Below are 26088 nucleotides of genomic sequence, written 5' to 3'. Positions count from 1 at the left end.
GCACGGAAAAGGCTTTTATGGGATGCGCAGGAGGTCGCAAAAGACGACGATGGGAAACCAGCGAAGCCCCGAGCTCCGCCAAGTCCCGTCGGACGAAGTTCCGCAACCCGAAGGAGGGGTTACCCATGAATGACATTCTTTCCCGCCGCAACTTCCTGACCGGGTCGGCCCTCGCAGCCGGCAGCCTTCTCGGCGGCGCCGCCCTTGCCGGATGCGCCCCGCAAACACCCACGGCCACTACGGGAGAAGACAGCGACGCCTTCGAGCGCTCCATTGCCTGGGACGCCGAATACGACGTGATCGTCGTCGGCTTCGGAGGCGCCGGCGCCAACAGCGCCATCGCGGCCGCGGACGAGGGAGCCCGCGTCCTCTTGCTGGAGAAGGCACCGCAGCCGGAAGCGGGCGGCAACTCCATCGCCTGCATGCAGCTGCTCTGCTGGTCGGAGAGCCTCGACGACGCCATCTCCTACGTGAAGGCTATGCGCGGCAACTACGAAACCCCCAGCGATGCCATCATCGAGGCCTATTGCGGCGAGATGGTGAAGAACAAAGAGTGGATCGAGTATCTCGGCGCTGAAAGCCCTGCGTTCGTGGAAGGGAAGATCGAGTACCCCGAGATGCCCGGCGCCCAGTCCTTCCGCGTGCTCACGGTGCACGAGGGCCGCGGCGACGGCGCGGCCTACAAGCTGTTCCGCGAGGCCGTGGCAGCGCGGGCAGACCATATCGACGTGTGGTACGAAGCCGCCGGCCAGCACCTTATCCAGGATCCGACCACGCGCATCGTCCACGGAGTGGAGGTGGCCGTCGATGGCCGCACGGTGAACGTGCGCGCCAAGAACGGCGTGATCCTCACCTGCGGCGGCTACGAATCCAACGACGAGATGCTTCAAAGCTTCAACGGCTATAACGGATGGGAGTCGCTCGGCCATGCGCTGCACAACACCGGCGACGGCATCAAGATGGCCATGGAGGTGGGCTGCGACTTGTGGCACATGGGCAACATGCAAACCAACAACTTCGAGTTCGTGGACCCCGATACCCTGGACTGCACTTGGAAGTACGACAGCGACCTGAAAGGCATTCTCGTGGGCGGCAACGGATGCCGCTTCATCAGCGAGACCGACACCGGCGCCACGAACCACGGGCACTTAAACTATGCCGGCACCTGGCATGTGCCCGTACTGCCCGAAGTCACCTACGAAGTGCTCGACCAGGCCATCTTCAGCCGCGGACCCCTCTATAAGTCCTGGTCGGCCGACGGCCAGGAGGAAATCGCCAAGGGCTGGATCCTGAAGGCCGACACCCTAGAGGCCCTGGCCTCCGCCATGGGATTCGATGAGGAAGGCACCCAAAATCTCGTGGCCGAGGTGTCCAAGTGGAACCGCTTTTGCGAAGAGGGCACCGACCTGGCCTTCGGGCGCAAGGGCGATCTGTCCCCCGTCGCCGAGGCCCCCTTCTACGCGGTGAAGCTCACCCACACCCTGGTAAATACCCAGGGCGGCCCCGTGAAGAACGAGCAGGGCCAGATCGTGACCCCGCGCGGCGAGGCCATCCCCCACCTCTACGAGGCCGGTGAGCTCGGCGACATTTGGTCGAACCACTACCAGGGCTCGTGCAACCTGGGCGGCGGCATGATCTTCGGGCGCATTTCAGGCCGCAATGCCGCGGCGGCCAAGGACGACAACCTGCAGGAATCGGTGATCGAAGACGGTGCCGCCTTTGTGCCCACGACCCTGGCCGTCTTCGGCGAAGAGGTCGATCTCTCCCAGTACACAGCCGGCGACGGCGAGTACCTCGGCGTGGCAGACGGGAAGAAAGGCCCCATTGTCGTGAAGGTGGCCTTCGACGGCACCACTATCAGCGCCGTGGAGATCCTCGAGCAGAACGAGACGCCCTCCATCGCCACAGATGCCGTGACCACCATGCCCGGCCGCATCGTGGAGGCCAACAGCACGGAGGTAGACGTCGTGACGGGAGCCACCCTTACCAGCAAGGCCATTATGGCCGCCGTGGAAAACGCCCTCGGCAACGCCGCAGCCTAAGCCCACGAGCCCTCCCCCCCCCTGCGAGAGGCGCCGCGGCTCCCTTCCGGAGCACGGCGCCTCTTGGCAGAAGAGGGGCGCCTCTACTCCCGGAACAGGGCGATAAGCTCGGCCTTGGTGGCCACGCCGAGCTTAGCGTACAGGTGGCGCGCGTGGGTCTTCACCGTGTTCTCGGACAGGAACAGCTCCTGCTCTATCTCGCGGCGCGTCTTGCCCTGGGCGATGAGAGCCATGACCTCGGCCTCCCGCGCCGTCAGATTGCGCTCGGCGGCCATGCGCTCGCAACGAGCCATGAACCGCTCGCGCGAGCTGACTACCTGCTGGTTCGTCTCTACCGCCACGCCGGCGGCGCCCCAGTCTCCGTTGACGGACTTCTCGCTCTTCCATACCAGCACGCAGCAGAGCACGATCACGATTCCTGCCAGGGAAAACACCATCGGAAACGCCGGATTCGCCAAATAATCGCCCAGATGGAGGAACCGGCGCAGGGCCACCCCCGCCAGTATGCCGAACTCACTTGCGGCGCGGGCGAGCGCGAATATGCGCAATGTGGGAACCTCGAACCGATAGCAGATGCTCGCCAGCAGAATAAGCACGAAGAACGTGAACCACACATAGGCGAGCTTCAGCAGAAACGCGGCCGCGTACCCCAGCCCCACCCCGCCGAGCGGAATGAGCAGCAGCGCCAGTATCGCGAGCGGGAGCGACACCCTCGCGAGGAAGCGCACGTCCATGCGATCGCGCCGCACGATGGCCATGGCCAATATGACCACGCCGGCAAGCGCCGTGGCCAGCACGCGGAACATCGCCCCCACGCCCTCGACGTTCTCCATCGCCAAGGCGGACACGCCCGACAAAAAGCCGGCGATGGCCATGATGAGGATGAGTTTGCCCGGCACCGGATAGCGGGTGCCGGAAGCGCGCTGAGGCTCGCGGGGCGCCAGCTGCGCGCTCGCCAGGGCGCAGCCGAGCGACAGAAGGGGCAACAAGCTCGTGGCCGCCACGGCATAGGGCGGCCTCATGGTGCACACGAGAAAGGCGAGGACCGCGGCCACGATGCAGGAGCAGGCACCATACACCATGGTACGCGTGGGCCCGAGCTGCGCATACACCTCGGCCCACAGACAGAACAGCACCGCACCGCCCGGCGCAGCCAGAACGGACACGGCCCACAGCCACGCCGGCGCCACGGCCAGCGGGAGCAACACCCACCCCACGACGAGCGTGCCCGCCGCGCTCAGCACCACCGATGCCACGCACAGGACGGCGTGCCGCCCGATGCTCCCCAAGCCCATCGCCACCAAGGCCAAGACGAGGAACGAGGCGATGTCGAAAACTCGCATGGCCGTATCGTAGGCATTGCGCGGAGCCATCTCGTAGCCGCTTCCAGGAAAGACCGCCACGATATGCGTGCAGCACAGCCACGCGATGAACAGGCCCATGCCGAGAAAGCGCAGGGGCACGAGCGGCACAAAGCCGTCGTCTTCCTCGCTCTGCTGCGGCACAAGGGACTGCAGGGCATTTCCCGCTCCCATAGCTCCCTCCCTTCGTTTGCGCCCATTGTACCAGGTGAAACCCAGGGGTGAAACAAGGGGTGAGCCAACAATCACCCGGAGGATCGGGCAACTTCACCCGCGACAGAACGTCGCAGCGGCCCCATGATGAGCTCGGCCGCCGAGAGGGCGGTCGCCCCGCCGCTGAAGTGCGGCGCAGATTCCGAAAGCCGCCCTGGGCGGCATCGATTCCAACTCTTGGAGGGAGAGATCACCATGAGCAACACCACGTTTTCCCGTCGCAGCTTCTTGACCCTCGGCAGCATCGCCGCCCTGGGCGCTGGCGCGGCCCTGGCCGGGTGCGCCCCGAAGGCCCCTGCCGCCGACCTCGCCGAGACGGGCGAGGAGCCTGGCGGCGCGGCCGCCATGCAGACCGCCGACGAGACCAAGGAATGCGACATCGCCATCGTCGGCGCCGGCGGGGCTGGTATGTGGGCGGCCGTGGAGGCCGTGCGCGCCGGCAAGTCGGTCATCGTCATCGAGAAGGGCGGCGACGTGGGCGTCTCCAACGGCTCCATCGCCGGCGGCCCGTTCATGGTGGGCTCGAAGCTCCAGCAGCAGGCCGGCATCACCTTCTCCATCGAAGAGGCCTTCAACCACATCATGGAGTACTCCCACTGGTCCACGAACGCCGCGGCCGTGAAGCGGGCCCTGGAGCTGTCGGGCAGCACCGTGGACGAGTTCACCGACGAGTTCGGCGTCGCCACGGGCCTGCGCCCCGACAACTACGGCGCCGGTCACGACTCGGTGCGCTGCAACTTCCAGTCCGATCCGAAGGACTCCAAGACCCAGGCCAAGGGCGTGGACCGCATGGGCCCGCTGCAGAGCTTCGTTGAGGCCAACGGCGGCGAGTTCATCTTCAACACCGCCGGCAAGCGCCTCATCATGGAGGACGGCACCTGCGCGGGCATCCAGTGCGAGGGCGATAGCGTCATCGACGTGAAGGCCAAGGCCGTCATCGTGGCCACCGGCGGCTTCCTCGGCAACGTAGACATGATGACCGAGCGCTTCGGAACCTTCGTGAACCCCCTCGGCAGCATCCTGTCGGTGGGCGAGGGCATCGAGATGGTGCAGGAGATCGGCGGCCAGGTGTCCACCCAGTGGGGCATCGCCGGCAACGAGTTCTCCGGTTCCAATCAGAACGCCGACGGCCTGTGGGGCAAGGGCAACGCCGCCTTCTCCATCGGCATCTACGGCACCCTGCTCGTGAACAACCAGGGCCGCCGCTTCAGCAACGAGGGCAAGTTCGCGAACCTGCCCCTGGCTCTGGGCGGCGCTATCTCGCTGGTCGGCGGCCAGTACTACGCCGTGGTGGACCAGGCTTACGTGGACGGTCTGGCCGGCGGCACCGACCCGTGGACGCTGTGCGGCGCCGACGAGGCGAACTGGCGCACCGGCATGATGACCCTGAAGGACAAGCCCCTGGAAGACGTGCAGGCGAACATCGACGCCGGCGTGGATGCAGGTTGGATCTTCAAAGCCGACACTGTGGAGGCCCTGGCCGAGGCTATTGGCGCCCCCGAGCTGGTGGCGACGCTGGACGAGTACAACGGCTACTGCGCCACGGGCAAGGACGAGCAGTTCTACAAGCCGGCCTGCTTCCTGCAGCCGGTGGAGACGGGCCCCTTCTACGCCATGCAGTACGAGCCGAGCGCCTGGGTGACCATCGGCGGCATCCGCACCAACGACCGCTTGCAGGCCATCGACAATGCGGGCATCGCCATCCCGGGCCTGTACGTGGCTGGCGCCGACAACGGCACCCTCATGAGCGCCCCCTATTGCGACTACGAGGGATTCTCCCTCATGTGCGCCTACAGCGGCGGCCGCATGGCCGGCATGTACGCCGCCGAGGCCGTGGCCTAGGGAAACTCGGCCACCCGGGGCATCGCGGGCTCTCCCTCCCCGGCCCGCGATGCCCCTTCGCAGGCGCTCTCCCGCTTCCTCCGCAAACCCCCTGCGGGCTTTCCCTCCCCGGCCCGCATCCCTTCCAGTGCCGTCCCGTCATCCGGGACGGCACCTCGCATAGGAGGCCCCGTTTTTGCGTCACAGCCCTTTCCGCCCCCTCGGAAGAAGGCGTATTTGGGTTGAAAAAAGTAGAGTGGAAAGGTTGAAAAAAGTAGAGTAGACGGCCCGAAGCCTCAGCAACAGCGAGATCTGTCTGCTCGACACTGAAGGGGCCTTCCAAAACCAAGAACTGGCGCGCTTACCCCCCCCCATCAGGCGCTCCAAGGCGACCATCCCCGCCTCATCGACGAATGGCAAGAGGTGCCCTCGCTGTGGGATGCCGTCCGCAACGCCGTTGACAGAAGCGGCAAACGGGACACGTTCATACTCACGGGATCCGCTGTTCCCCGCCGGGTTAAACCGCATCACAGCGGCGTGGGCCGTATCGAAAAGGTTCGCATGAGGCCTATGACGCTCTTCGAGGCGAACCGATCCTCGGGAGCCGTATCGCTGCGGGCCCTCTTCAATGGAGGGAGGCCGGCAGGCCGCGCCCTTCCGGCGACCTTGGATGATCTCTGCGATGTCGTTATCCGCGGCGGCTGGCCCGCCGTTCAAGCCATGGAGCTGCACCGGGCATCGCGGCTCGCGCGCAGTTACGTGTGGCAAGTGTCCGAAGACGATCTCTCGCGCGTCGACGATGTGGCCCGTGATCCACAGAAAATCAGCCGGCTCCTCCATTCGCTCGCCCGCAATGCAGAGCAGGCGACGGCCACCAAAACCATGATTCGCGACATGACCGGCGATGCAACGAGCGAAGCGCTCTCCAAAGAAACGGTTGACGACTACCTTCGAGCCCTTCGGCGGATCTTCGTCATCGAGGAGACCCCTGGATGGTCTCCGAACCTGCGGTCGTCAATCCGAATCAACAAGCGACCCAAATACCACTACGTCGATCCCTCTCTGCCAGCGGCCATCCTCGGCGCCACCCCGCAGAAACTCCTCGGCGACCTCAGCGCCTTTGGGTTCCTCTTCGAGAGTCTTTGCCTGTGCGATCTGCTGGTATACGCCGAAGCCTCAGAGGCGCAGGTGCGCTACTATCGCGATAACACCGATCTGAAAGTGGATGCGATTATCGAATCCTACGACGGAAAGTGGGCCGCACTCGAAATAAAGCTCGGGCACAACCAGGCAGACCAAGCCGCTAAAAATCTACTACGCCTCAAGGCCAAGATGGAATCTGCCGGAGCAGAGCCCCCGTCATTCCTTGCCGTGGTGGAGGGACTCGGCCAGCACGCCTACGTTCGGGATGACGGCGTCTGCGTCATCCCGATTACCAGCTTGGCCCCCTAAAGAAATACGAACGTTTCCATGGCCGAAAAGCACATTAAGCCTAAGTCGCAGAAGGGTGCCCCTCACTGCGGCGGCCCTTCGGGATGCAACGTAAACGGCCTGCCGCCCACCATAAGCATAGATTCTACCAGGCATTTTTCAAAAATACCCCAATGGGGGTGACGCACCTCCCTCCAGGAAAAACCTAGGATGAACGCCGCCCGCCAAAGTGGGGCGGGCGGCTGGCAAGACCCATTCTAGGAGGGACCTCTATGACTCAAGGTATTTCTCGCCGCAACTTCCTCTCCGGCGCCGCCCTGGCAGCCGGAGCCGCCGCCGTGGCCGGACTCTCCGGCTGCTCGCCGAAGACCATGGCCGAAACCGGCCCCGATGCAGCGGCTACAGCGGGCGGCACCGACAGCGGCATGGCCGTTGTGGGCAATACCCCCGCATGGCTCGGCACAGCTCCCGAAATCGCCGAAGCGGACATCGTCGAGACGCGTAGCACCAAGCTCCTCATCGTGGGCGCGGGCAACGCCGGCCTTGCCGCCGCCGTCACCGCCCAGGAACTCGGAGTTGATTTCCTCATCGCCGAGAAGGCCGGAGCCGTCGCCACGGCTCGCGGCTGGTATGGAGCCGTAAACATTCCCGAATGCGCCGAGGCCGGCAAAAGCGTCGACATCATCAAGTTGAACAACGTGCTGCGTCAAGCCTTCTGGGGCAAAAACGACATGCGCGTCACAAAAACGTGGCTGAACGAATCCGCCGAGATGCATGCCTGGGTAAAAGGCATTATGGATCAGTATGGCTTCGCAGTGAGCTTCGATGCCGACCAGGGTGAAGGGCGAGGCGGCGTAGGCGTCGATATGTACGTGCCGCCCATCCAGGTGAGCTACACGGCTCGCGAGGATTGCCCCGAGGAGCATGCCGAAATGAGCCGCAACCAGATCTTCGAGGACCTGCTGAACAAACAGGGCAACGAAGTGCTCTTCGGCTTCGACCTCGTCAAGCTCGTCACCGACGAGAGCGGCGCAGTCAGCGGAGCCATCTTCGATGCCAAAGACGGCTATGTGCAGATCAACGCTGAGGACGTGCTGCTCGCCACGGGTGGCTACGCGGCGAACCCCGACATGATCGAGGGTATCAACCCCATCCTCCCGCGCTGCCTGACCGCCTCCAACTGGGAGCCGGGAAACACGGGCATGGGCATCAAGGCTGGCCTTTGGGCCGGGGCCATGAAGGATCCCGGCGCAGCGGCCTTCGTGTTCGATCGAGGTGCCGTCCCTCCGGGCACCAAGGCCGGCTGGACCGAGGAGAGCGTGGCGACGGGCGAGCCCATGCTGCCCGCTTCAGGTCAGTTCAATCCCGGCTCGCAGCCTTTCCTCAAGATGAACCTGCACGGCGAGCGCTTCACCAACGAGTCGGGCAACTACGACTGGCTGCCCTACGCAGCCGCCTCTCAACCGGGCGGCGTGTACCTCGAGGTGTGGGACGCGAACTTCGCCGATGACGTGGCCCGCTTCCACAGCCTCGGTTGCGCGAGCCTTACCAATCTCATCGTAAACGTCATGGGTGCAGGCACCGAGGGCTTTCTGCAGGAGCAAATCGACCAGGGTGTCGTCGTAAAGGCCGATACCCTCGAGGAACTCGCCGATAAACTGCTGCTCGAAGGCGAACATAAGCAGAACTTCCTCGCATCCATCGAGCGCTACAACGAACTTTACGATAAACAGGTGGACGAGGACTTCGGCAAGGAACCCTACACCCTGTCCGCTATTCGCCAGGCGCCCTTCTACGGCGTGACCCTCGGCGGTACCCTACTGGACACCTCAGACGGCCTTCGCATCAATGCTGACGGGCAGGTGCTCAAGACCGACGGCGAGGTCCTGGAGGGTCTCTGGGCGGCGGGCAACTGCGCCGGTTCGCTGTTCGCCGACGGCTACTACAATTTGACTCACGGCATGGCCTGCGGCCGCCTGCTCACCTTCGCCCGCCATGAGGTGCAGCACATCGCCGGAAAGAAGGCATAGCCGCTCTGGCGCACCGAGGTGCCGCGCGACGGGTCACGATGGAACCGTCGCGCGGCACCGCAGCACACCGTTGCGTCGAAAGGCGCTTACGAACACGCCTCCCCCTATAGGGACGGCCCTCGCCGAGGGTCGTCCCTTTGGCGCATTCGAGGCAACGCGCACGGCGAGCAGTCAGAGAGGCCCTTCGACTATAATAGTGAGAAGGGAAGAGAGGACTTCGCGTCAATGAGCACCACCAAGCCCTGGCTCGCCGTCTTCGCGGCAGGAGCCTGCGAAATCGCCTGCAATCGGCTACTGAACGCCGATATAATCGCCCCGCTCTCGGTAGCAGCACCCGTTGCCCGCGACACCCTGTTCATTGTGGCGAACATATGCCCGTTCCTTCTCGTGCTCTTCGCCCTGAAACGCGGGTATCTCACCCGGATGGGCCCTTGGGCCGCAACCGCGAGCTGCGTCCTCGTGATCGCCGGAACGCTCCTGGTGGGCCTCCACGCGAAAACCGGCTCGACGGCGGCACTGTGCGGCGGATACGCCCTCTGGCAGCTGGGAAGCCTATGGGCAACGCTCATGTACCTTATCGCCCTCTGCCAGCTCGATAACATACGCAGCGCCATGCTGTGCATCTGCGCCTCGGCTCTCATCGGCACGCTCGGCCAGCGAGCTGTCGACCTCTTCTCTCTTCCGATGCATCTCATTCTGTGCGCCGTCCTTCCCTGTGCGACCCTCGCTCTCTCCTCCCACCTGGCGAGGGAGAATCTCGCGCTTTTGAACGAGACGGGCGGCTTGGAGAGCGTCGAACTTTCCAATCCGGCAGCCTTTGTCAGCCCCCTGAATCCGGCTTTCCTGTGCCTTTTCGTGTTCAATCTCGTATTTGGGTTCTCCCTCGCCCTCAACTGCATCTCGGGCATTCCCGTCGATACATCTCCTTCGGGTATCGTCACCGCGCTTCTCGTAGGCGGGGTCGTCGTTGCCAGTCGACGGCGCAGCGGATTCATCGACCCTTTAGCCGCCCTGGCCGCCCTCGTCGTGATCGCGGGCCTGCTCTGCGCCATTGTGTCGCTTTTCCTCCCCCTGGGATCTGCGAGCAACTACATCCTCCGCAGCGGATCCGCCTGCTTCTCCATCATCCACTACCTGGTTATCTTCGGCATCGGCTCGCGCAACCGCATCGGCGCCCTGCGCGTGGCCGCCTGGGCATGTTTCCTCACGGGCCTGGGTACGCTGATGGGAACCTTGTCGGGCCATGGCGTAAACCGCCTCGTGGGCACGAACGATGCCCTGGCCGCAGGCCTACTCTGCGCCATCCTCGTCTCCTTTGTGGCCCTCGCCTTTCTCTGGCTCGCGAAGTTCAGCTTCCGCGCCGTCATCTTCGGCGTGGAGCCCATCACGCCCGCCGTCGCGCCGATTGAAAGCGGAAAAGAGCGGGAAAGCATCGAAGATCGCTGCGCTCGGCTCGGCACGCAGCATGGTCTTACCAAGCGCGAGGTGGAACTGTGCGCCCTGCTTGCCCGCGGCCGCAACGGCCGAGCCATCAGCGACCAGCTCACCCTGTCGTACAACACCGTGAAGACCCACGTCAAGCACATCTACATGAAGCTCGATGTTCACACCCAGCAGGAGCTTATCGACCTCGTAGAGGATGGTCTCGGACGACAAGAAGGCGCATGAGAAAGCGCGGACGCCTCGGTGGGTGGGACAACTCGTTGGCGCACCCGTCGCCCACCATGCAGCCCACGTTAAACAGACCCGGGATGGGCTCGTCGTCCTCGTCGCACACCTCCATGTCCGCGCTCGTGCGCAAACCGCCCATGATGGTCATGAACGTGCAGGTGTTTTTCGCGGCGTAGTAGGGGCCCGTGGACACCGTGGACGAGTCGCCCAGCGTCGAGAAGGCATGGGCGAACGAGTGCCCCAGCTATCGGTGTCGCTCGTGCCCGGCGCGATCATCTTGAGGTCCGCGATCTGGACGGCCAGCCCTTCGTCACCTTCGGTAAGCGCGACCACCTGCACCGCTATTTCATGGAAACCTGCGCCGAGCTCGGCGTTGCGCCAAAACAGCCGAGCCCGAAGGATCGAGGCCCTCGGGCTCGGCGGGGAAACTACGCTATTCCAGGCCCATTTCCTTCTTGAGACGGGCCAGATCGTCGTCCACGGCGGCGGTGGCACCGGCCTCGGCATACTTCTTGGCCAAGTCCTCGGTGGGGTCGGCCGGCTTCTCGGACAGCTCGGCCACGGCGTTGGCGCGATCGAGCATCTCGTCGGCCTTGGCCTCCATGCGGTCGAAGGCGCTGCGGGCACCCTCGGCGCGGTCGCTCGCGGAGGTCATCTCGTTCACCTTGGACTGGGTCTTGGCCACGGCGGCCTTGGCCTTGATGGCAGCCTTGCGCGCGTTCAGCTCCTCGATATCGGCCACCAGCTTGTCGTGCATCTGGCGCATTTTGTCGGCATTGGCCTTGGCGCCCTCAAAGGCCACGACAAGCCCCTCGCTGCGCCCGGCCAGCTCCTGCTTCTTCGCCAGGAACACCCGGGCATCGGCCTCGTTGCCGGCAGCCAGGGCCTTGCGGGCCAGCTCCTCGTACTTCTCCATCTCGGCGCGGTTCTCGTCCACGAGCTTCTTGCAGCGGCGCTCCTCGGCCATGACGCCGGCCGTGGCCTCGCGCACCTCGGCGAGGGACTCGGTCATCTCGCGCAGGTACTGGTCGACCATCTTCTCGGGGTCTTCCGCCTTGTCCAACAGCTCGTTGATGTTCGCCTTCACGATGGAGGTGAAGCGATCGAGGATACCCATGGTGCATCTCCTATCTGGCCGAATCGGCCCGGTTCGGTTGCCCCGCGCGGAAGCGGGACGTTGTCGGCAAGCGCCAGCGGGCGCGGTGCTCCCTTCGGCGACCCCGGAGGCCTTTCGTGGCCGGGGCCGACCTTCTTACTGCGGGGGCCTCGTAGGTTGTACGGGCGGTGCGTCCGAGGTTCCCGCAGCTGAGGCCGTGTACTTCTTTTCCAGGTCCTCAAGTTCGCCGTCGGCGAACGATTCCAGCGGTGTGCTCAGAATCTGCTCCATGCGCTCGGCTTCGCGTTGCCGGGCCAGGCGCCGGTTGCGCACGATAACGAACACGACGACGGCGACAATTATGACCGCTCCGCACACCGCGATAATCGGCAGCGGCGAAGGTGTCACCTCCATGATACGGTCGGCGGTGTCGGCAAACGCCTTCGAGAAGATCTCCTCCTCGGACAGGCTCATGTCGTCGTAGTTCTGGCTCAAATAGCCCTTGAAGATGTTGATGGCCTCGTCGTCGAGCACTGATCCTGTCTGCGCCCCGGCCCAATACGCAGCGTTGAAGCGCCCGTTGCCGTCATCGCAGAACACCAGCACGAAGTGGGCCTGATCGGTGAACAACTCGCTGTACTTCTCCTCGGCAATGGATTGCAGCTCCTGATAGGAACGCACCGACCCGTTCGGCAGGATGTACACATAGGGCTGCACGCCCGTCTCCTCGTAGAAGTGGCGCAGACCGCGCTCCAGCTTGGCGGGATCGTGAATCCAATCGCCGTCCTCGTCGGTGAAGTAGCCGGTTTCGTTCGCGGAGCCGGGCGCGAGGGCCGTGCGCTCCACCGTGGAACGGGGAATATCGGCACCCGAGCAACTGCCGCCACCGAGGGCCACCACCAGCAACACTACGAGCAGCACCGCCGCCAGAACCACGAACACGGTGCCGAGGCCGCTGTTGGGAGACTTGCGCTGAGGCGAGTTCGAGCCGCCCGATCCGGACGGAGGCACGCCCGGGCCTCCCGAGTCCGGCTGCGAGCCGCCCGGACCGCCACCGTTGCCAGAGCCGCCGGGACCCGGCTGCTGCGGGCCGTTCGACTGCGGCATCTGCGGAGGCATTGAGCCGCCGCCTCCGCTGCGGCTGGAGCCGATGAGGCCGCCGAGCAGGCCGCCCCAGAAGCCACCGCCACCGAAGCCGCCGCCGTAGTAACCACCCCCATGGTAGCCCCCGCCGAATCCCGGACCTCCGAAGCCGGAGCCCCCGGAACCACCAGCGGAGCGGCCGCCATGGCCGGAGCCGCCGGAGAAACCGCCGCCAAAGCCACCGCCGCCGCTTCCAAACCCGCCTCCGAAGCCACCGCCTCCGGAAAAGCCACCGCCACCTGAACGACCCATTCTGCTTCCTTACGTTTCGCGCTCCACCCGCTTCCCGGGCAAAACCTGTCACAAATGAACGATGCGCCCGGGCGCTTCGAGGAATCGGGCGCTTTTACCCTCGTTGTGTCCCGCTCGCGCAGATTTCCCGTCGCAAATCGCCGATCTGCCCGGGCGCATCGCACTTTCGGGGCAGGCCTTACCTTCCCGAAGGCCTCCGAGGTGCGTTTGCCGCCCCAAACATGCGCTATGAACGAGCAGATCGCATTTTTGGGGCACGCCGCAGCACCAGAGCGGCCGTCGTCCGCCGACAATGGCGGGAACGGGCTACTTCACAATAAGCACGGGCACGTTGGTCTTGTGCAGCACCGAATAGCACACGCTGCCGAGCATGCCCCGCACCGCGCCCAGACCGCGGTGGCCCATGACGATGCAGTCATAGCCGCCCTCGTCGGCATAGGCGGTAATGGAGTCGTGGGGCGATCCGTTCACCACGGCGATGGCAATGCCCTCGGCGTCGCCCACCAAAGGCGCAATGTTCTCGGCGATGGCATCGGTGTCGGCCTTGATGGCCTCGTTCTCCACCTCGGCCATCACGTCCATGTCCATGGTGTCGCCCATGACGCCGGACATGCGCGAGGCAATTTTGAACGTCTCAGCGTTGAAGTCGTGCCAGTCCACCACCGAGAGCACAGTGATCTGGGCGCCAGGCACCCCGGCAGCCAGATCGAGGGCCGCCGACAGTGCGTGCTGAGCCGGTTCGGACTTGTCGTAGGGGACGAGAATCTTCTTGTACATAACGGCCTCCTATTCCCCGGGTCGCGCGAATGCTAACCCGCCAACTCACAATAAATAAGTTGCAGGGTCATTTTATCACGGGCCGCCGCCCCGCCCGCGGCTCCTGCAAGCTGTAGACGCGGCGTTACCGCGCACCGCCCGATGGACCGCAACGCCGGCGGCCTGCGCCCTCGTGCCCGGCAGCACGGCCCCCGACCCTCTACCGCGGTTCCTCGTCGTTGAGCAGGCGGTGGCGCGACACCATGATGCGGAACACGGTATAGCCCCCCAGCACGAAGGCGCCCAGGTAGCCGAGCACGCCGAGCAGGGGCACATCCAAAAACCGCGGCTGCATGGCGGTGGTGCACACGATGGAGGACCCGATGAACAGCCCCGCCGACAGCAGCGCCAGGGACAGGCGCCCCACCGAGGCGTAGACCGTTGCCAGAATACGGGAGGACACATCGACGGATCCGTTCACCTTGATCTGGCCGCGATCCACCATTTCCAACGTGTTCGACAGCTGAGTGGGCAGCTTTGCCAGAGCCTCCACCGAGGCGGCGCTCGACACCACCAGATCGAGCACCCGCGTGCCGAGCAGCTTCGGATCGCCTTGCTGGGCAATGACGTGCTTGGACACGATCTCAATAACCGAGGTGGACGGCGAAATCTGCGCGATAACCCCCTCAAGGGCCACAAAGCCGCGGGCGAGCATGGTTACCGACGAGGTCATCACCATATTCTGATCGCGCAGCACTTCGATGACCTCGGTGAGCACCGTGCCCACGTTGATCTCCTTCAGCTCGGCGGTGCTGTACTTGGCCAGAAGACGCGACAGCGACGCGAGCAGGGCCCCGTGATCCACCGGCCCCGTCGCCCGCACGAGCCCCATGACCGCTTCCTTCAGCAGATAGGCATTGCCGGTGGCCACGGCCGTAAACGCCTTGCCCACGAGCATACGCTCCGAAACGGTGAGCGTGCCCACCATGCCCAGGTCGATCCACACCACCTCACCATCACGCACGAGAATGTTGCCCGGGTGCGGGTCGGCGTGGAAGAACCCGTTGTCGAGCACCTGGGTCACGTAGCTCTGGCACGCCCGTCCGGCCAGGGCGTCCACATCGATGCCCCGGCTGCGCAGGGCGGCCGTGTCGGAGATTTCCACGCCCTGCACGAATTCCATGACGAGCACCGATTCGGTGGAATAGGCCGGATAGGCCACCGGCGAGGTCACCCCCTCCTCATTGGCCAGCTCGCCGTGAAAGCGCACAAGATTGCCCAGCTCCTGGGTGAAGTCCACCTCGTTGGCCGTGGTGCGCTCGATCTCCTCCACGAAGCCCTCCAGCGACAGCAGCATATCGCGGTGGGCGTTGGAGGCGAACTCCCCCAAGGCCAGCAGGTGCTTCATGAGCATGATGTCCTCGGCCATGGACTCGGCCACGCCGGGTCGGCGCACCTTCACGGCCACCGTAGTGCCGTCGAGGAGGGCGGCCCTGTGCACCTGGGCGATGGAGGCGGCCCCTAAGGGCTTCGGGTCAATGGAGGCGAACACTTCGTGCCACGACTTGCCGTAGGCACGGTCGATCTGCTCGATCACCTGGTCGAAGGCCATGGGGTTCGCGTCGTCGCGCAGCCGCTCGAAGGCATCGCAGTAGGCCTTGGGCAAAAGATCGGAGCGGTTCGACGCCAGCTGGCCAATCTTCACATAGGTGGGCCCGAGGGCCTGGAGCACCTCGACGGCCCGCTCGGGGGTAAGCCCGCGCAGCCCGTGGTACTCGCGCATGATGTGGATAATCTCGTCCATGCGCTTGTGGGAGGTCTTGTCCTTCAGGGAAATCTCGGCAACCTTTAGAAATTCCTCGAACGTGGCCATGGGCCCTCCTTTCCGGAAACCCCATGGTATCGTCCCTAAAGCCGACCTTGCCGATGAACTATTGACTTGGTGCCGAGTCGTTGCCGCCGAGCGGGAGCGACGAGCAGGGCCCGAGCAGCTGAGCTGAAAATGATCCGGCCACACCGGTCGCACCGACCGCGCCACTCAGGACCCCGCCGGACCGCGCCGGTCGCACCATCCCCCACTCAGGGCCGCGCCACGCGCATCCTCGCCGCGTTGAAGAAAAACTTGGTAACGGATTTTGTCAAGACTTTCCCTCGGCGCAACTTCGCGTATACTTAACTCAAGTCCTGTTCCCGTCATACACTGCGATGGACCGACGTATTGAACTGAGGGAGCTTTAGAAGCTGGTGGAATGGAGATTCGTGTCCGTTGACACGAAAGCCAGGATCCCAGATGCGAGCACCCACCTTGTGAGGTGGGTTCATCCTCTGGCGGGGGCGGGACATTTCTATGCCTGCGGCATCTCGATAGGCTCCCTCTCAACCGCCGCGGGCCGCCCCGCATTCGCCTCGGCCGGGGCGGAGAGACTGTCCATCTCCTCTTCAACCAGGTGATTGTGCACGTAGGGCGCAATGGCGCGAATGGCCGCATCGGTGGCATTGCCGGCCTTGCTGGCATTGGCAATGGTGAAGCTCAGCGTTCCCTGGAACCCATGCTCGGTAATGGCGCTGAAGCTCACCGAGGGGCCCTTCTTGATCTTGCTCACCCGCGATACCGCCTTCTCGGCCGCATCCTCGATGTGATGGGCCGTGGCGGTCAGCCGCTCGCTGTTGGTGGTGACGATCAGAGCAATGGACACGCTGTTCAGCGGCGCGAGGCGCGTGACCGCCGTGGAGGTCATCACGGCATTGGGAATGTTCGTGTGGTTGCCCGAGCTATCCACCACCGTGGTGTAGCGCCAGGTCACATCTTTCACTACGCCGGTCACGCCCGACGAGCCCATGCGGATGTTGTCCCCCGGTTCTACCGAGCGCGACAGGCTCACCTGCAAACCGCCGATGAGATTCGAGAGCGTATCCTGAAAACCCAGGGAGATAGCGATACCCACAACACCGAGGCCGGTAATCATGCCGTTCACGTTCACGTTGAAGCACAGCGAGAGCACGAACCCAATGCCGATGAGCCACACCGTAGCGCGGATGACATTGATGAAGATGGAACTGGAAGGCAGAAGCGACGTGCGATTCAGCAGCCGGCGGGCGAAGTACACGGTGATGCGGCACACCACGAAGGTGACGGCGAAAATGATGGCCGCGCCGATGAGGGAATTGAACCAGTCGGCGTGGATGAATTTCTCGAAGATGTCGAAGAGCTGCTCCATGGCTTCATTATAAAACGGCCCCCTCTCGCACGAGAGGGGGCCTGCGGTCTTCACCGTATCGTTGCAGAAAGTGCGACAAACCTTCGCCGCAGATACGCCCGAGCCGCCACAGCCCGCAGCGCAACCGCATTTTGCACCAGCGAGAGCCGCGGCGCTTTCGTCCCCTATTCCCCGACAGCGGCCACGCGGCCAGCCAGGCGGCCGAAGGACATGGCCATGGAGTGGCTTGCACCGGCCACGGTCACGGGGTAGTCCACCAGGAAGCGGCCGCCCATGGTGTTGCCAGCCACGAACAGGCCCGGCACCGGGTTCTTCTCGGCGTCCAGGGCGCGGCACTGAGCATCGCAGTCGATGCCGCCGATAAGCACGAGCATGCCCGAATCGCCGAAGGGCACCACATAGAACGGCGGGTTCTCCACGGGGAACAGGCGCGTGGGCACCTTCGAGAAGTCGGTGTCCTTGCCGCCGTGGGCCAGCTCGTTGTAGCGCGCCACGGAGGCCGTTACCCTTGCGTGCCTGCTGCTCGGCGTCCATTCCAAGCAAGACGCCATCGACCTGTTCCGGGCCTAGAGCGGCAAGGGCCTAGGCCCCTGCCCTTCGGGGGTGGCCGGCATCCCCAGAGGAGGGCCATCCCCGAAGGGCGGCCTCTTCTGGAGGGCGGCCGGCATCCACCAGGGCGGCCTCGTGTGCGGGGTGTACCCTATCCCCGGGTGCCTGCGGCCAATGCGGCCACAAAAAAGAGCGCCGCGTAGTGCGGCGCCCAATCGCATAGTAGCTTTATTCCGCAGCGGGGGTGGTGCCGCCCGGGTTGCTGCCCGAACCGCCTTGGCCTCCCTCGCCGCCCTGGTCGGGGTTGTTCCCGCCATCGGGGTTCTCGGGCTGGTCGGGGTTGTTCGCCCCGTTGCCGTTATTGTCCCCATTATTGTTGCCGCCGTTGTTGCCCCCGTTATTGTTGCCCCCATTGTTACCGGGGTCGGGCTCCGGCTCGGGAGCGGGCTCGGGGCCCTTCGAGATGGTGATGGAAACCGTGGACCCCGGCGCCACCTTGTCGTTGAGGGGGTCCTGCTTCATGACCGTGCCCTCTTTCTTGGTGTCGCTGTATTCGCGGGCCTTCACGTCGGCGCCGAAGCCCTCGCTCTGGAGCTTCGCGATGGCGTCCTCCTCGGACAGGCCGATGACGTTCGGCACGTTCACCAACTCGCTGCCCTTGGACAGCACGTACTCGATCTGGGTGCCCGGCTTCTCCATGCTGCCGGCCGAGGGGCTCTGGGATATGACCTGGCCCTCGGGCACATCCTCGGAGAAGCTGCTCTCCCGCAGCACCGCCGTGAACCCGTACTCCTTGGCCTTTGCCTTGGCCTCGTCCTCGGACAGTCCCGCCAAGCTGGGCACTTCCTTCTCCTCGGGGCCCACGGCCACGACGATCTTCACCTCGGAGCCCTTGGCAGCCTTGCCGCCCGACGGATCCTGGGAGAGCACGGTGCCCTCCTCGGTGCCCTCGTCCACCTTCGGCTCTACCTTCACGGTGAACCCGGCCTCCTTCAGGGCGAATTCGGCCTCATCCTGGGTCTGGCCCACCACGCTGGGCACGTCCACCTCTTCCTCGGTGGGTGCCGCGCCGCCCATGGACAGAGCGAAGGCAATGCCGGCGATGAGAGCCACGGCCAGCACGGCCACGAGCGCAATGATAACGGGCTTCTTGCTCTTCTTCTGCGGAGGGGCCGCATGGAAGTTCTGGGGCGGGAAGCCGCCGGTGGCGCTCGGCGACACCATGCCGCCCACCCCGGCGCCCACAATGCCGGGCATGGCCTGGGTGCCGTCGATGCCGCCGATGACCGCGGTGGCGGCCTGGGTGTTCACGGCTCCCACAGCCCCCATCATCTGGGTGCGGGCGCTCGTAAATCCAGCGCCGCCCGGCAGGGTGACGGGGCGTCCGGCCAGGTAGTCGTTCAGGGCCATGCGCATGTCGTTGGCCGTGGCGAAGCGCTCAGCCGGATTCTTCGCGAGGGCCACCATGATGATGTCCTCGAGATCCGGATCGATGTCCGGGTTGATGCTTGACGGCGGCACGGGCTCGTCCTTCACCTGCTGCATGGCCACCGACACGGCATCGGGGCCGTCGAAGGGCAGCTTGCCCGTAGCGGCCTCGTAGAGCACGATGCCGAGCGAGTAAATATCGCTGGCAGCCGTGAGGTCCTTGCCCTGGGCCTGCTCCGGCGAGATGTAGTGGGCAGTGCCCAGCACCGCGGAGGTCTTATCGTTCACGGAGTTCTTCGCCCGCGCGATGCCGAAGTCCATCACCTTCACATTGCCGTCGGGCTGCACCATGATGTTCTGGGGCTTGATGTCGCGATGGATGATGTCCTGGTTGTGGGCCACCGTGAGGGCCTGGCACACCTGGCCGCCGATTTCAGCGGCCTTGCGCTGGTTGATGGCGCCGCGCTGCTGGATGGCGGTCTTCAGGTCGGACCCGCGCACGAATTCCATGACGATGTAGTAGGTGCCGTCGTCCTGGCCCCAGTCGTACACGTTCACGATGTAGGGGCTCTGGAGATTCGCCGCGGCGGCGGCCTCCTGGCGGAACCGCTGGGTGAAGGAGGGGTCGGCAGCGAATTGCGGCAGCATCACCTTCACGGCCACGACGCGCCCGAGGGTGCTGTCCTGGGCTCGATACACCTCGGCCATGCCGCCGATGCCGATGCGATCCTTTATTTCATAACGGCCACTGAAAACCTTGCCCGTCATTGTTCCCTGTCCGGTCACTATTGCTACTCCTTAACGTTCCACGTGCTAGTGCGTTTGCGTTTGCGTTTCGATGCGGACTCGTATGAGTCTAGCCATTGTACTACAGCACCCCCGCCACTTCGAGAGCCGTCTCCATAACGTCATGGGCTGCCTGGGCCCCCGCGCCCGATTCGCCGCGCTCAATGGCCACAGCCACCACGACCTGCGGGTCATCGGCGGGGGCAAGCCCCACGAACCAACTGTCGTCGTCGCCGTCGCCGCGCTCGTGGGTGCCGGTCTTGCCGGCCACCTCCACACCGTCGATGGCGGCCTTCCCGCCAGTGCCCTCGACCACGACCCCCTTCATGACCTCGATTTCCGCCTCCGCCGTCTTGGGGTCGATGGCCTGCTTCAGCTTCACGGGCAGCGGGGTGAAGCCGCGCTCGCCGTTGGCGTTGTAGATACCGTCCACCAGGTAGGGCTGCATGATGGCGCCCTCGTTGGCGATGGCGCAGCCCACCAGGCACATCTGCATCACTGTAGCCTGGGGCCCGGCCGGGCTCTCGTGCTCGCCCACCGGCTCGCCGCAAGCGGCCCAAGCGGTCTCCCACTCGGTCATCTCGGCGGGATCGGGCATGAGCGACGTGGCTAAGGGCAGATCGAAGTTGATAGCCTCGTTGAAGCCGAAGCTGCAGGCCATGTTCACGAGCAGATCGCTGCCTAGCTGCACGCCTACCTGCCCGAACACGGTGTTGGAGGAGTACCACATGGCCTGGGCCAGGGTGATCTTGCCGTAGGAGCGCTTCTTCACATTGGTCACGGGCGCGTTGCCGATCTCCATCTCGCCGGGCGAGTCGTACTCGCTATCGGCCTTGGCGATGCCGTCCTGGAGGGCGGCGGCCAGGGTGACCATCTTGAAGGTGGAACCGGGGGCATAGAGCGCCTGGGTGGCACGGTTGTACAGCTCGGATGAATCGTTCCCATCGCCCTCGGCCGCGGCCGTGAGCAGCGTCTCGTAGTCGGCCGCGTCGTAGGTGGGCGAGGATGCCAGGGCGTAGACGGCGCCGGTCTCGGGATTCATGGCCACCACGGCTCCCACCTGGCCTTCCAGGGCATCCTGCGCCGCCTGCTGAATACGGGAGTCTATGGTCAGGGCAACGTCATTGCCCTTGGTCTGGATGCCCGCCAGCGAGTTCACCACGTCGGTGAAGCTGGCGAAGTTCTGCTCGCCGCGCAAGGCGTCGTTGTAAGCCGCCTCGATGCCGGCGGTGCCGAACTTCTGCGAAGCGTAGCCCACGATGTGGGCCGCCAGGGTACCAGCCGGGTACTCGCGTTGGTAGCTGCCGTCTTCCTGGCGCACCGACTGGGCGAGCACGGTGCCGTCCACGGTGGAAATGGTGCCGCGCTCCATCTGGGCCTCGCGGGCGATGGTGTGGTTGTTGCTCGGCATGTTCTGGTACTCGGGCGCCTTGATGATCATAAGGTAGGTGAGGTTGGCCACCAATACGGCGAACAGCAGCGAAAAGATCATCATGGTGCCGGTCAGCCGCTTGCCCAGGGCCACACGCCCGAGCACCGCATCGGCCCCGTGAGAACCGATCGCTCCGGTTTGGCGCATTTCCTCGCCCACGCCGGTGCCCTCGTCGCCGCAGCGCAGCAGGAAGGCCACGATCATGAAGCTGGCGATGAGGGACGAACCGCCCTGACTGACGAAGGGCAGCGTGATGCCTGTCAGGGGAATGAGGCGCGTGACGCCGCCGACGATGATGAAAGCCTGGAGCACGATGATGGACGTGAGGCCCACGGCCACGAACGAGCTGACATCGGACTTCGCCCGGGCCGCGGTCACGATGCCGCGGATGGCGAAGCACAGGTACAGAAGCAGCAGGCCGGCAGCGCCCATGAGCCCTGCCTCCTCGGCGATGACCGGGAAGATGAAGTCGCTCTCGGCCACGGGAATACCGCCTGCGGCCACCGGTTCGCCGCCCATGCCCCGGCCGATGCCGGTGCCGAACAGGTCGCCGTCGGCCATGGAGAAGAGCGACTGCACCAGCTGGAAGCCGCCGCCCTGGGCCGCCGCGAAGGGATCGAGCCAGATGCTCACACGGGTCTGCACGTGGCCCATCATGAAGTAGAGGGCCACGGCGGCAATGGCCGCCAGGCCGATGGAGGCCACCAGATAGAGCTTCTTGCCCGTGGCCACATACAGCATGATAACGAACACGGAGAACAGCACGAGGGCCAGGCCGAGGTCCTTCTCCAGCACCACGACGACAAAGGCGAGGGCCCACATGACGATGAGAGGCAACAACGTCGGCAGGCTCGGCAGATGCAGCGGGCCCACCTTCTGGGTGAACACCGAGAGCATCTCCCGGTTAGCCGCCAGGTAGGCCGCGATGAAGAACACGATGAGGATCTTCGCGATCTCGCCCGGCTGGAAGGAGAAGGGGCCCAGTCGCAGCCACAGCTGGCCGCCGCCCGACTCCTCGCCGATGACCGGCAGCATGGGCGAGAGCAGCAGCAAAATGCCCACGATCATGAGGGTGTACTTGTAGTTGGCGAGCTTGTCCAGATTGCGCACGAGGGCCAGCACCGCCACCATAACCGCCACGGCCGCGAAGAGCCAGATCACCTGGCGCACGGCCAGATCCGGCACAATGCGGGTCACAAAGGCGATGCCGATGCCCGACAGGGCGAAGGATATGGGCAAGATGGCCGGGTCGGCCGCCGGAGCGAGCCAGCGCACGGCAATGTGGGCCACCACGAAGGCGGCGAAGATGCCCAGGGGTACGCCCAGGGTGTTCACAGATAGTTCCTGGCCGCCGGTCACCACCATCATCGCGAAGAGGACGATGACGATAGGCGAAGCGATGACCAGGAGCAAAAGCTCGATGTTGCGGCGCGTCACGGGGCCATCACCTCACGGCGCCGTCGTCGGGCGTGCGGCCGGCAATGTCGGCCTCGTATTCGGCCACGAGGTGCTCGGCATCGTCCACGCTCGCCACCTTGATGGTCTCCTCGCGCAGGCGGTTCGCCACCCCCGGCTGCAAATCGTCCACGGCCACGTCCGTCACGCGGACGAGCTTGTGGGCCGTAAACCCGAACAGCTCACCGGGAACGCCCTGGTAAATGGCCACCTTCCCCTCTTGCTCCACCAGGTAGGCGGCATTGCTCGCCAGGTAGTTGAACCCGTAGCCGCAGCCGGCCAGGATACCCACGAGCAGCAGGATGAGCATGGCAGCCGTCACGCGCGAGCGGCGGGTCATCTTGCGGCGGCGCTGCTCGGCCAGGCCGGTCACATCCACCACGATGACGGTCACGTTGTCGTAGCCCCCCAGGCCGTTGGCCTCGTTCACCAGCTGGGCCGCGCAGCGCTGAGGGTCGCTCGCGCTGACGAGAATCTTCTCGATCTCTGGGTCTTCCAGCATCGTGGACAGGCCGTCGGAGCACAGAAGCAGGCGATCACCCGCCTCCACATTGATCTCGAACAGGTCGGGCTGTGTGCGCGGATCGCTGCCCAGGGCCCGGGTGATGACCGAGCGCTGGGGATGCACCCGAGCCTCGACCTCGGTGATCTGCCCGGCCTCGATGAGGTCGGCCACAAGGGAATGGTCGCGGGTGAGCTGCTGGAGCTTGCCGTGGTGCAGAAGGTAGGCCCGGGAATCGCCCACCTGGGCAATAACGAGGCGCTCCTTCTCCAAGATTGCGGCGGTGCAGGTGCAGCCCATGCCGGCCCGGCCCATCCCTTCCCGGGCGGCCTTGATGATGGCGAGGTTCGCCTCTTCCACCGCTTGGCCCAGGGCGCTCGCGTCGGCATGCTCCGGGGCGCTGCGGGCAATCACGTCCACGGCGATCTCGGAGGCCACCTCGCCGGCGGCGTGACCGCCCATACCGTCGCATACCACGTACAGCGGCGGAGCCACCACCAGGGAGTCTTCGTTATGGTCGCGCACGCAGCCCACATCGGTGCGGCTGCCGAACGGCGTCTGAACCTTCTTACGACCCTTGACCTTCGCCATTACTGGTTCCTCACGCGCATGTCAACGTCACCGATGGTCACGAGATCCTTGTCCCGCAGGGCCACCGGGTCGTGGACGGGCCGGCCGTTCACCGCCGTGCCGTTCTTCGAGCCCAAATCCTCTACGAAGAGGTTCTGGCCCATGAGCTGGAAGCGCGCGTGGCGCCCCGACACGTAGCCGGCGCCGATGACGATGTCGGCCCCCGGCGAGCGCCCCACGATAACGGGGCCGTGCACCGCAATGGACACGCCGCGCAGCTCCTTGGGGCCGCGTTCCACCGATACGGTCCAGGAGCGCTCCTTCTTACGGGAGCCCTTTACCATGCCGATGCCCGTGCGCATGATGGCGAACAGGAACAGATAGAGCAGCGCCACGAACAGTAGGCGCGCTATGAGCAGTACGAGATCGATCACCGGAAATCCTCCTTAGCTCGAATGGCCGCGGACGCGCGGCTAGATGAGCTGGAATTCGAGGTTGGTGGTGCCCACGATAATGCGGTCGGCATCGGAAAGGGCCGCGGACTTGATCTGGCGGCCGTTCACGAAGGTGCCGTTGGTGGATCCCAGGTCGGTGAGAATCCACGCGCCGGACTCGTCCTGGCGGATTTCCGCATGGACGCGAGACACGTTGATGTCGGGAATGACGATATCGTTCTTCGACTCGCGCCCGATGGTCTCTGCGTCGCCGGGAAGGGTGAAGGCACGGTCGTTGGTGATGTCGTAGATATAGGCCTGGCGCGGCTCGTCGTCGGCCAGGTACTCGTCGTAGCCATAATCGGCAGGGGCCGCGTTGAAGTCCATGGTCTGGGGAGCGGCGGGGGCCGGCGCGGGGGCCGGCGCCTGATAGCCGTAACCGGCGACCGGAGCCATGGGCGCGGCGGCCTGGGGACGACCGCCCTGGTTCAGAATGCCGTAGCGGGCGTATTCCTCCTGGCGCAGCTGCTCGACCAAGGGAGAGGCCACCATCTCGGCAATAACGTCGAACTTGCCGTGGCGCAAATCGTCGTCCACGATGAAGCGCACGAGGGGCTGCCCGTCCATGACGAGTCCCGACTCAGCGGCCTTAGCGGACAGGTACGTCTCGGTCTCGCCGGCCAGCGTGGGGTAATAGCCCAGCAGGCGCCGATCGTCGTCGGCGTTCACGAGCACGGTGTACAGGGTGGGAGCATACTGCTTGCCTGCGCCGACCATCTTCTCGCGGCGCATCTGCTTCTCGGCCTTCTTGGCAATCTGCACGGGAGACAGCGGAGCCGCGCCCATGCGGTCGGCGGCACCTTCCACGGTGTCTTCCATTTTGCCCTCGAACCTTGAGAGGAGTCCCATGTGCTTCTCCTTGTTTCTACCATGTTTAAGCTGCGACTAAATGCACATCGGCTCATTTTGCCACAAACCATTGGTCGCGGGGTCAACAAGCCCCCAACCTTACGCAATCGTCACAGCAAACGGGGCGGACAGCCGATGCAGGCAGCCTCCGCAGTAGGGCGGCGCCGTGCGGCAAGGTAGGCAAGGTGGAGGCGACGGTTTCGTGCCGTCTTTGTATTGCGGAACACGAGGTGCCCGCGCAGCCTATAATGGTGGCCCGTAACCGATACAGGCGCCTCGGGCTGCGAGGCCCGCACGATGAGCGAGGACCCTATGAGCGACGTGAACGACCTGACCATATCTCTGTTCGGCACCGTGCCCGATTCCATTGTGGACGGGCCGGGGTTGCGCTATGCCGTGTTCGTGCAGGGCTGCTCCCACGGCTGCCCGGGATGCCACAACCCCGACAGCCAGCCGGCCGAAGGCGGCACCGTCACGGCCATCAGCGACCTGCTGGCCGACATCGAGGCCAATGGCCTCGTGCACGATGTGACCCTCTCGGGCGGCGAGCCCTTCGAGCAACCGGAGGCCTGTGCCGTGCTGGCCCGCGCGCTGAAGGAGCGAGGCTACGGCGTGTGGTCATTCACGGGGTACCTGTACGAGGACCTGCTGCGCCGAGCGGAGGCGGCTCGCACCGAACGCACGCGGCGCGAAGAAGCCGGCCTGGCCGGGGAGGCGCTCGCCGCGGGCATTGCCGCCGATCTGGCCGTGGGAGATTTGCTGGATGCCATCGACGTGCTGGTGGACGGCCCCTTTGTGGAGTCCCGCAAGTCCTTGGAGCTGAAATGGTGCGGCTCTTCCAACCAGCGCCTCATCGACGTACCTGCCACCCGCCGCACGGGCAGCGTCACCCTCTGGCAGCCCACCGACTTCAACCTGGAGAAGCCCTCGAACTGGTAGAGAGCCTCGGCTATTGCCGCACTCTCAAAATAGTGAAATGATAGTGAAAT

19 protein-coding genes are annotated in these 26088 nt (G+C 64.9%); 6 read left to right on the top strand and 13 right to left on the bottom strand.

All coding sequences use genetic code 11. The features are described 5' to 3' along the window. Positions 1-125: 125 nt before the first annotated feature. A complete protein-coding gene (locus tag F8D48_RS02060; protein WP_170272693.1) occupies positions 126-2042 on the top strand; it encodes an FAD-binding protein in 1917 nt (638 codons plus the stop codon). An 83-nt stretch (positions 2043-2125) separates the two neighbouring features. Here the strand turns inward: F8D48_RS02060 and F8D48_RS02055 are convergent, their stop codons facing one another. Continuing rightward, positions 2126-3577: a helix-turn-helix transcriptional regulator gene (locus tag F8D48_RS02055; RefSeq protein ID WP_151429759.1), complete on the bottom strand. Its 1452-nt coding sequence runs from the start codon at positions 3575-3577 to the stop codon at positions 2126-2128. A gap of 234 nt (positions 3578-3811) precedes the next feature. Between F8D48_RS02055 and F8D48_RS02050 the strand changes: the two genes are divergently transcribed. The 4 genes from F8D48_RS02050 to F8D48_RS02035 all read left to right on the top strand — a co-directional run bounded on the left by F8D48_RS02050 (position 3812) and on the right by F8D48_RS02035 (position 10566). Next, complete coding sequence (locus F8D48_RS02050; RefSeq protein ID WP_151429758.1) at positions 3812-5458, top strand: FAD-dependent oxidoreductase; 1647 nt, start codon at positions 3812-3814, stop codon at positions 5456-5458. Between the two features lie 384 nt (positions 5459-5842). Next, positions 5843-6889, top strand: coding sequence for an ATP-binding protein (locus tag F8D48_RS02045; RefSeq protein ID WP_257475594.1), 1047 nt, complete (start codon positions 5843-5845; stop codon positions 6887-6889). 251 nt (positions 6890-7140) lie between these two features. Further along, complete coding sequence (locus F8D48_RS02040) at positions 7141-8898, top strand: FAD-binding protein (RefSeq protein WP_151429756.1); 1758 nt, start codon at positions 7141-7143, stop codon at positions 8896-8898. A gap of 225 nt (positions 8899-9123) precedes the next feature. Next, a complete protein-coding gene (locus F8D48_RS02035) occupies positions 9124-10566 on the top strand; it encodes a helix-turn-helix transcriptional regulator (protein ID WP_151429755.1) in 1443 nt (480 codons plus the stop codon). Here the strand turns inward: F8D48_RS02035 and F8D48_RS02030 are convergent. The 12 genes from F8D48_RS02030 to F8D48_RS01975 form a co-directional block, all read right to left on the bottom strand. Then, on the bottom strand, positions 10520-10708 hold the full coding sequence (locus F8D48_RS02030) for an FAD-binding protein (protein ID WP_240806181.1): 189 nt from the start codon (positions 10706-10708) through the stop codon (positions 10520-10522). The genes F8D48_RS02035 and F8D48_RS02030 overlap by 47 nt on opposite strands. A gap of 294 nt (positions 10709-11002) precedes the next feature. Further along, positions 11003-11686 (bottom strand): PspA/IM30 family protein, encoded by a 684-nt coding sequence (locus tag F8D48_RS02025; RefSeq protein ID WP_150839141.1) that lies wholly within the window; start codon positions 11684-11686, stop codon positions 11003-11005. A gap of 135 nt (positions 11687-11821) precedes the next feature. Then, complete coding sequence (locus F8D48_RS02020; RefSeq protein ID WP_151429754.1) at positions 11822-13060, bottom strand: hypothetical protein; 1239 nt, start codon at positions 13058-13060, stop codon at positions 11822-11824. 306 nt (positions 13061-13366) lie between these two features. Continuing rightward, positions 13367-13837, bottom strand: a complete 471-nt coding sequence (locus F8D48_RS02015) for a universal stress protein (protein WP_151429753.1) — start codon at positions 13835-13837, stop codon at positions 13367-13369. A 199-nt stretch (positions 13838-14036) separates the two neighbouring features. After that, positions 14037-15689, bottom strand: coding sequence for an ABC1 kinase family protein (locus F8D48_RS02010; protein WP_151429752.1), 1653 nt, complete (start codon positions 15687-15689; stop codon positions 14037-14039). Positions 15690-16161: 472 nt separating this feature from the next. Next, on the bottom strand, positions 16162-17034 hold the full coding sequence (locus F8D48_RS02005; protein ID WP_151429751.1) for a mechanosensitive ion channel family protein: 873 nt from the start codon (positions 17032-17034) through the stop codon (positions 16162-16164). Positions 17035-17198: 164 nt separating this feature from the next. Next, positions 17199-17585 carry an FAD-binding protein gene (locus F8D48_RS02000; RefSeq protein WP_257475592.1) on the bottom strand — a complete coding sequence of 129 codons (387 nt, stop codon included), beginning with the start codon at positions 17583-17585 and terminating at the stop codon, positions 17199-17201. A 226-nt stretch (positions 17586-17811) separates the two neighbouring features. Beyond that, entirely contained in the window at positions 17812-19779 is a 1968-nt protein-coding gene (gene pknB, locus F8D48_RS01995; RefSeq protein ID WP_151429787.1) for a Stk1 family PASTA domain-containing Ser/Thr kinase, read from the bottom strand. A 100-nt stretch (positions 19780-19879) separates the two neighbouring features. Next, positions 19880-22666, bottom strand: coding sequence for an FtsW/RodA/SpoVE family cell cycle protein (locus tag F8D48_RS01990; RefSeq protein ID WP_151429750.1), 2787 nt, complete (start codon positions 22664-22666; stop codon positions 19880-19882). Positions 22667-22673: 7 nt separating this feature from the next. Then, complete coding sequence (locus F8D48_RS01985; RefSeq protein WP_151429749.1) at positions 22674-23777, bottom strand: Stp1/IreP family PP2C-type Ser/Thr phosphatase; 1104 nt, start codon at positions 23775-23777, stop codon at positions 22674-22676. Beyond that, on the bottom strand, positions 23777-24190 hold the full coding sequence (locus F8D48_RS01980; RefSeq protein ID WP_135971346.1) for an FHA domain-containing protein: 414 nt from the start codon (positions 24188-24190) through the stop codon (positions 23777-23779). Before F8D48_RS01980 ends, F8D48_RS01985 begins: the two co-directional genes overlap by 1 nt. Positions 24191-24229: 39 nt before the next feature. Then, a complete protein-coding gene (locus F8D48_RS01975) occupies positions 24230-25099 on the bottom strand; it encodes an FhaA domain-containing protein (protein ID WP_151429748.1) in 870 nt (289 codons plus the stop codon). Positions 25100-25396: 297 nt separating this feature from the next. Here F8D48_RS01975 and F8D48_RS01970 point away from each other — a divergent pair, with 297 nt between their 5' ends. Further along, entirely contained in the window at positions 25397-26038 is a 642-nt protein-coding gene (locus F8D48_RS01970; RefSeq protein WP_240806174.1) for a 4Fe-4S single cluster domain-containing protein, read from the top strand. Positions 26039-26088: the final 50 nt, after the last annotated feature.

Source organism: Adlercreutzia muris (assembly GCF_008831045.1).
Classification (GTDB): Bacteria; Actinomycetota; Coriobacteriia; order Coriobacteriales; family Eggerthellaceae; genus Adlercreutzia; species Adlercreutzia muris.
The sequence above is the reverse complement of the archived record's forward strand: the minus strand, read 5'-3'. Positions and strand labels throughout refer to the sequence as shown.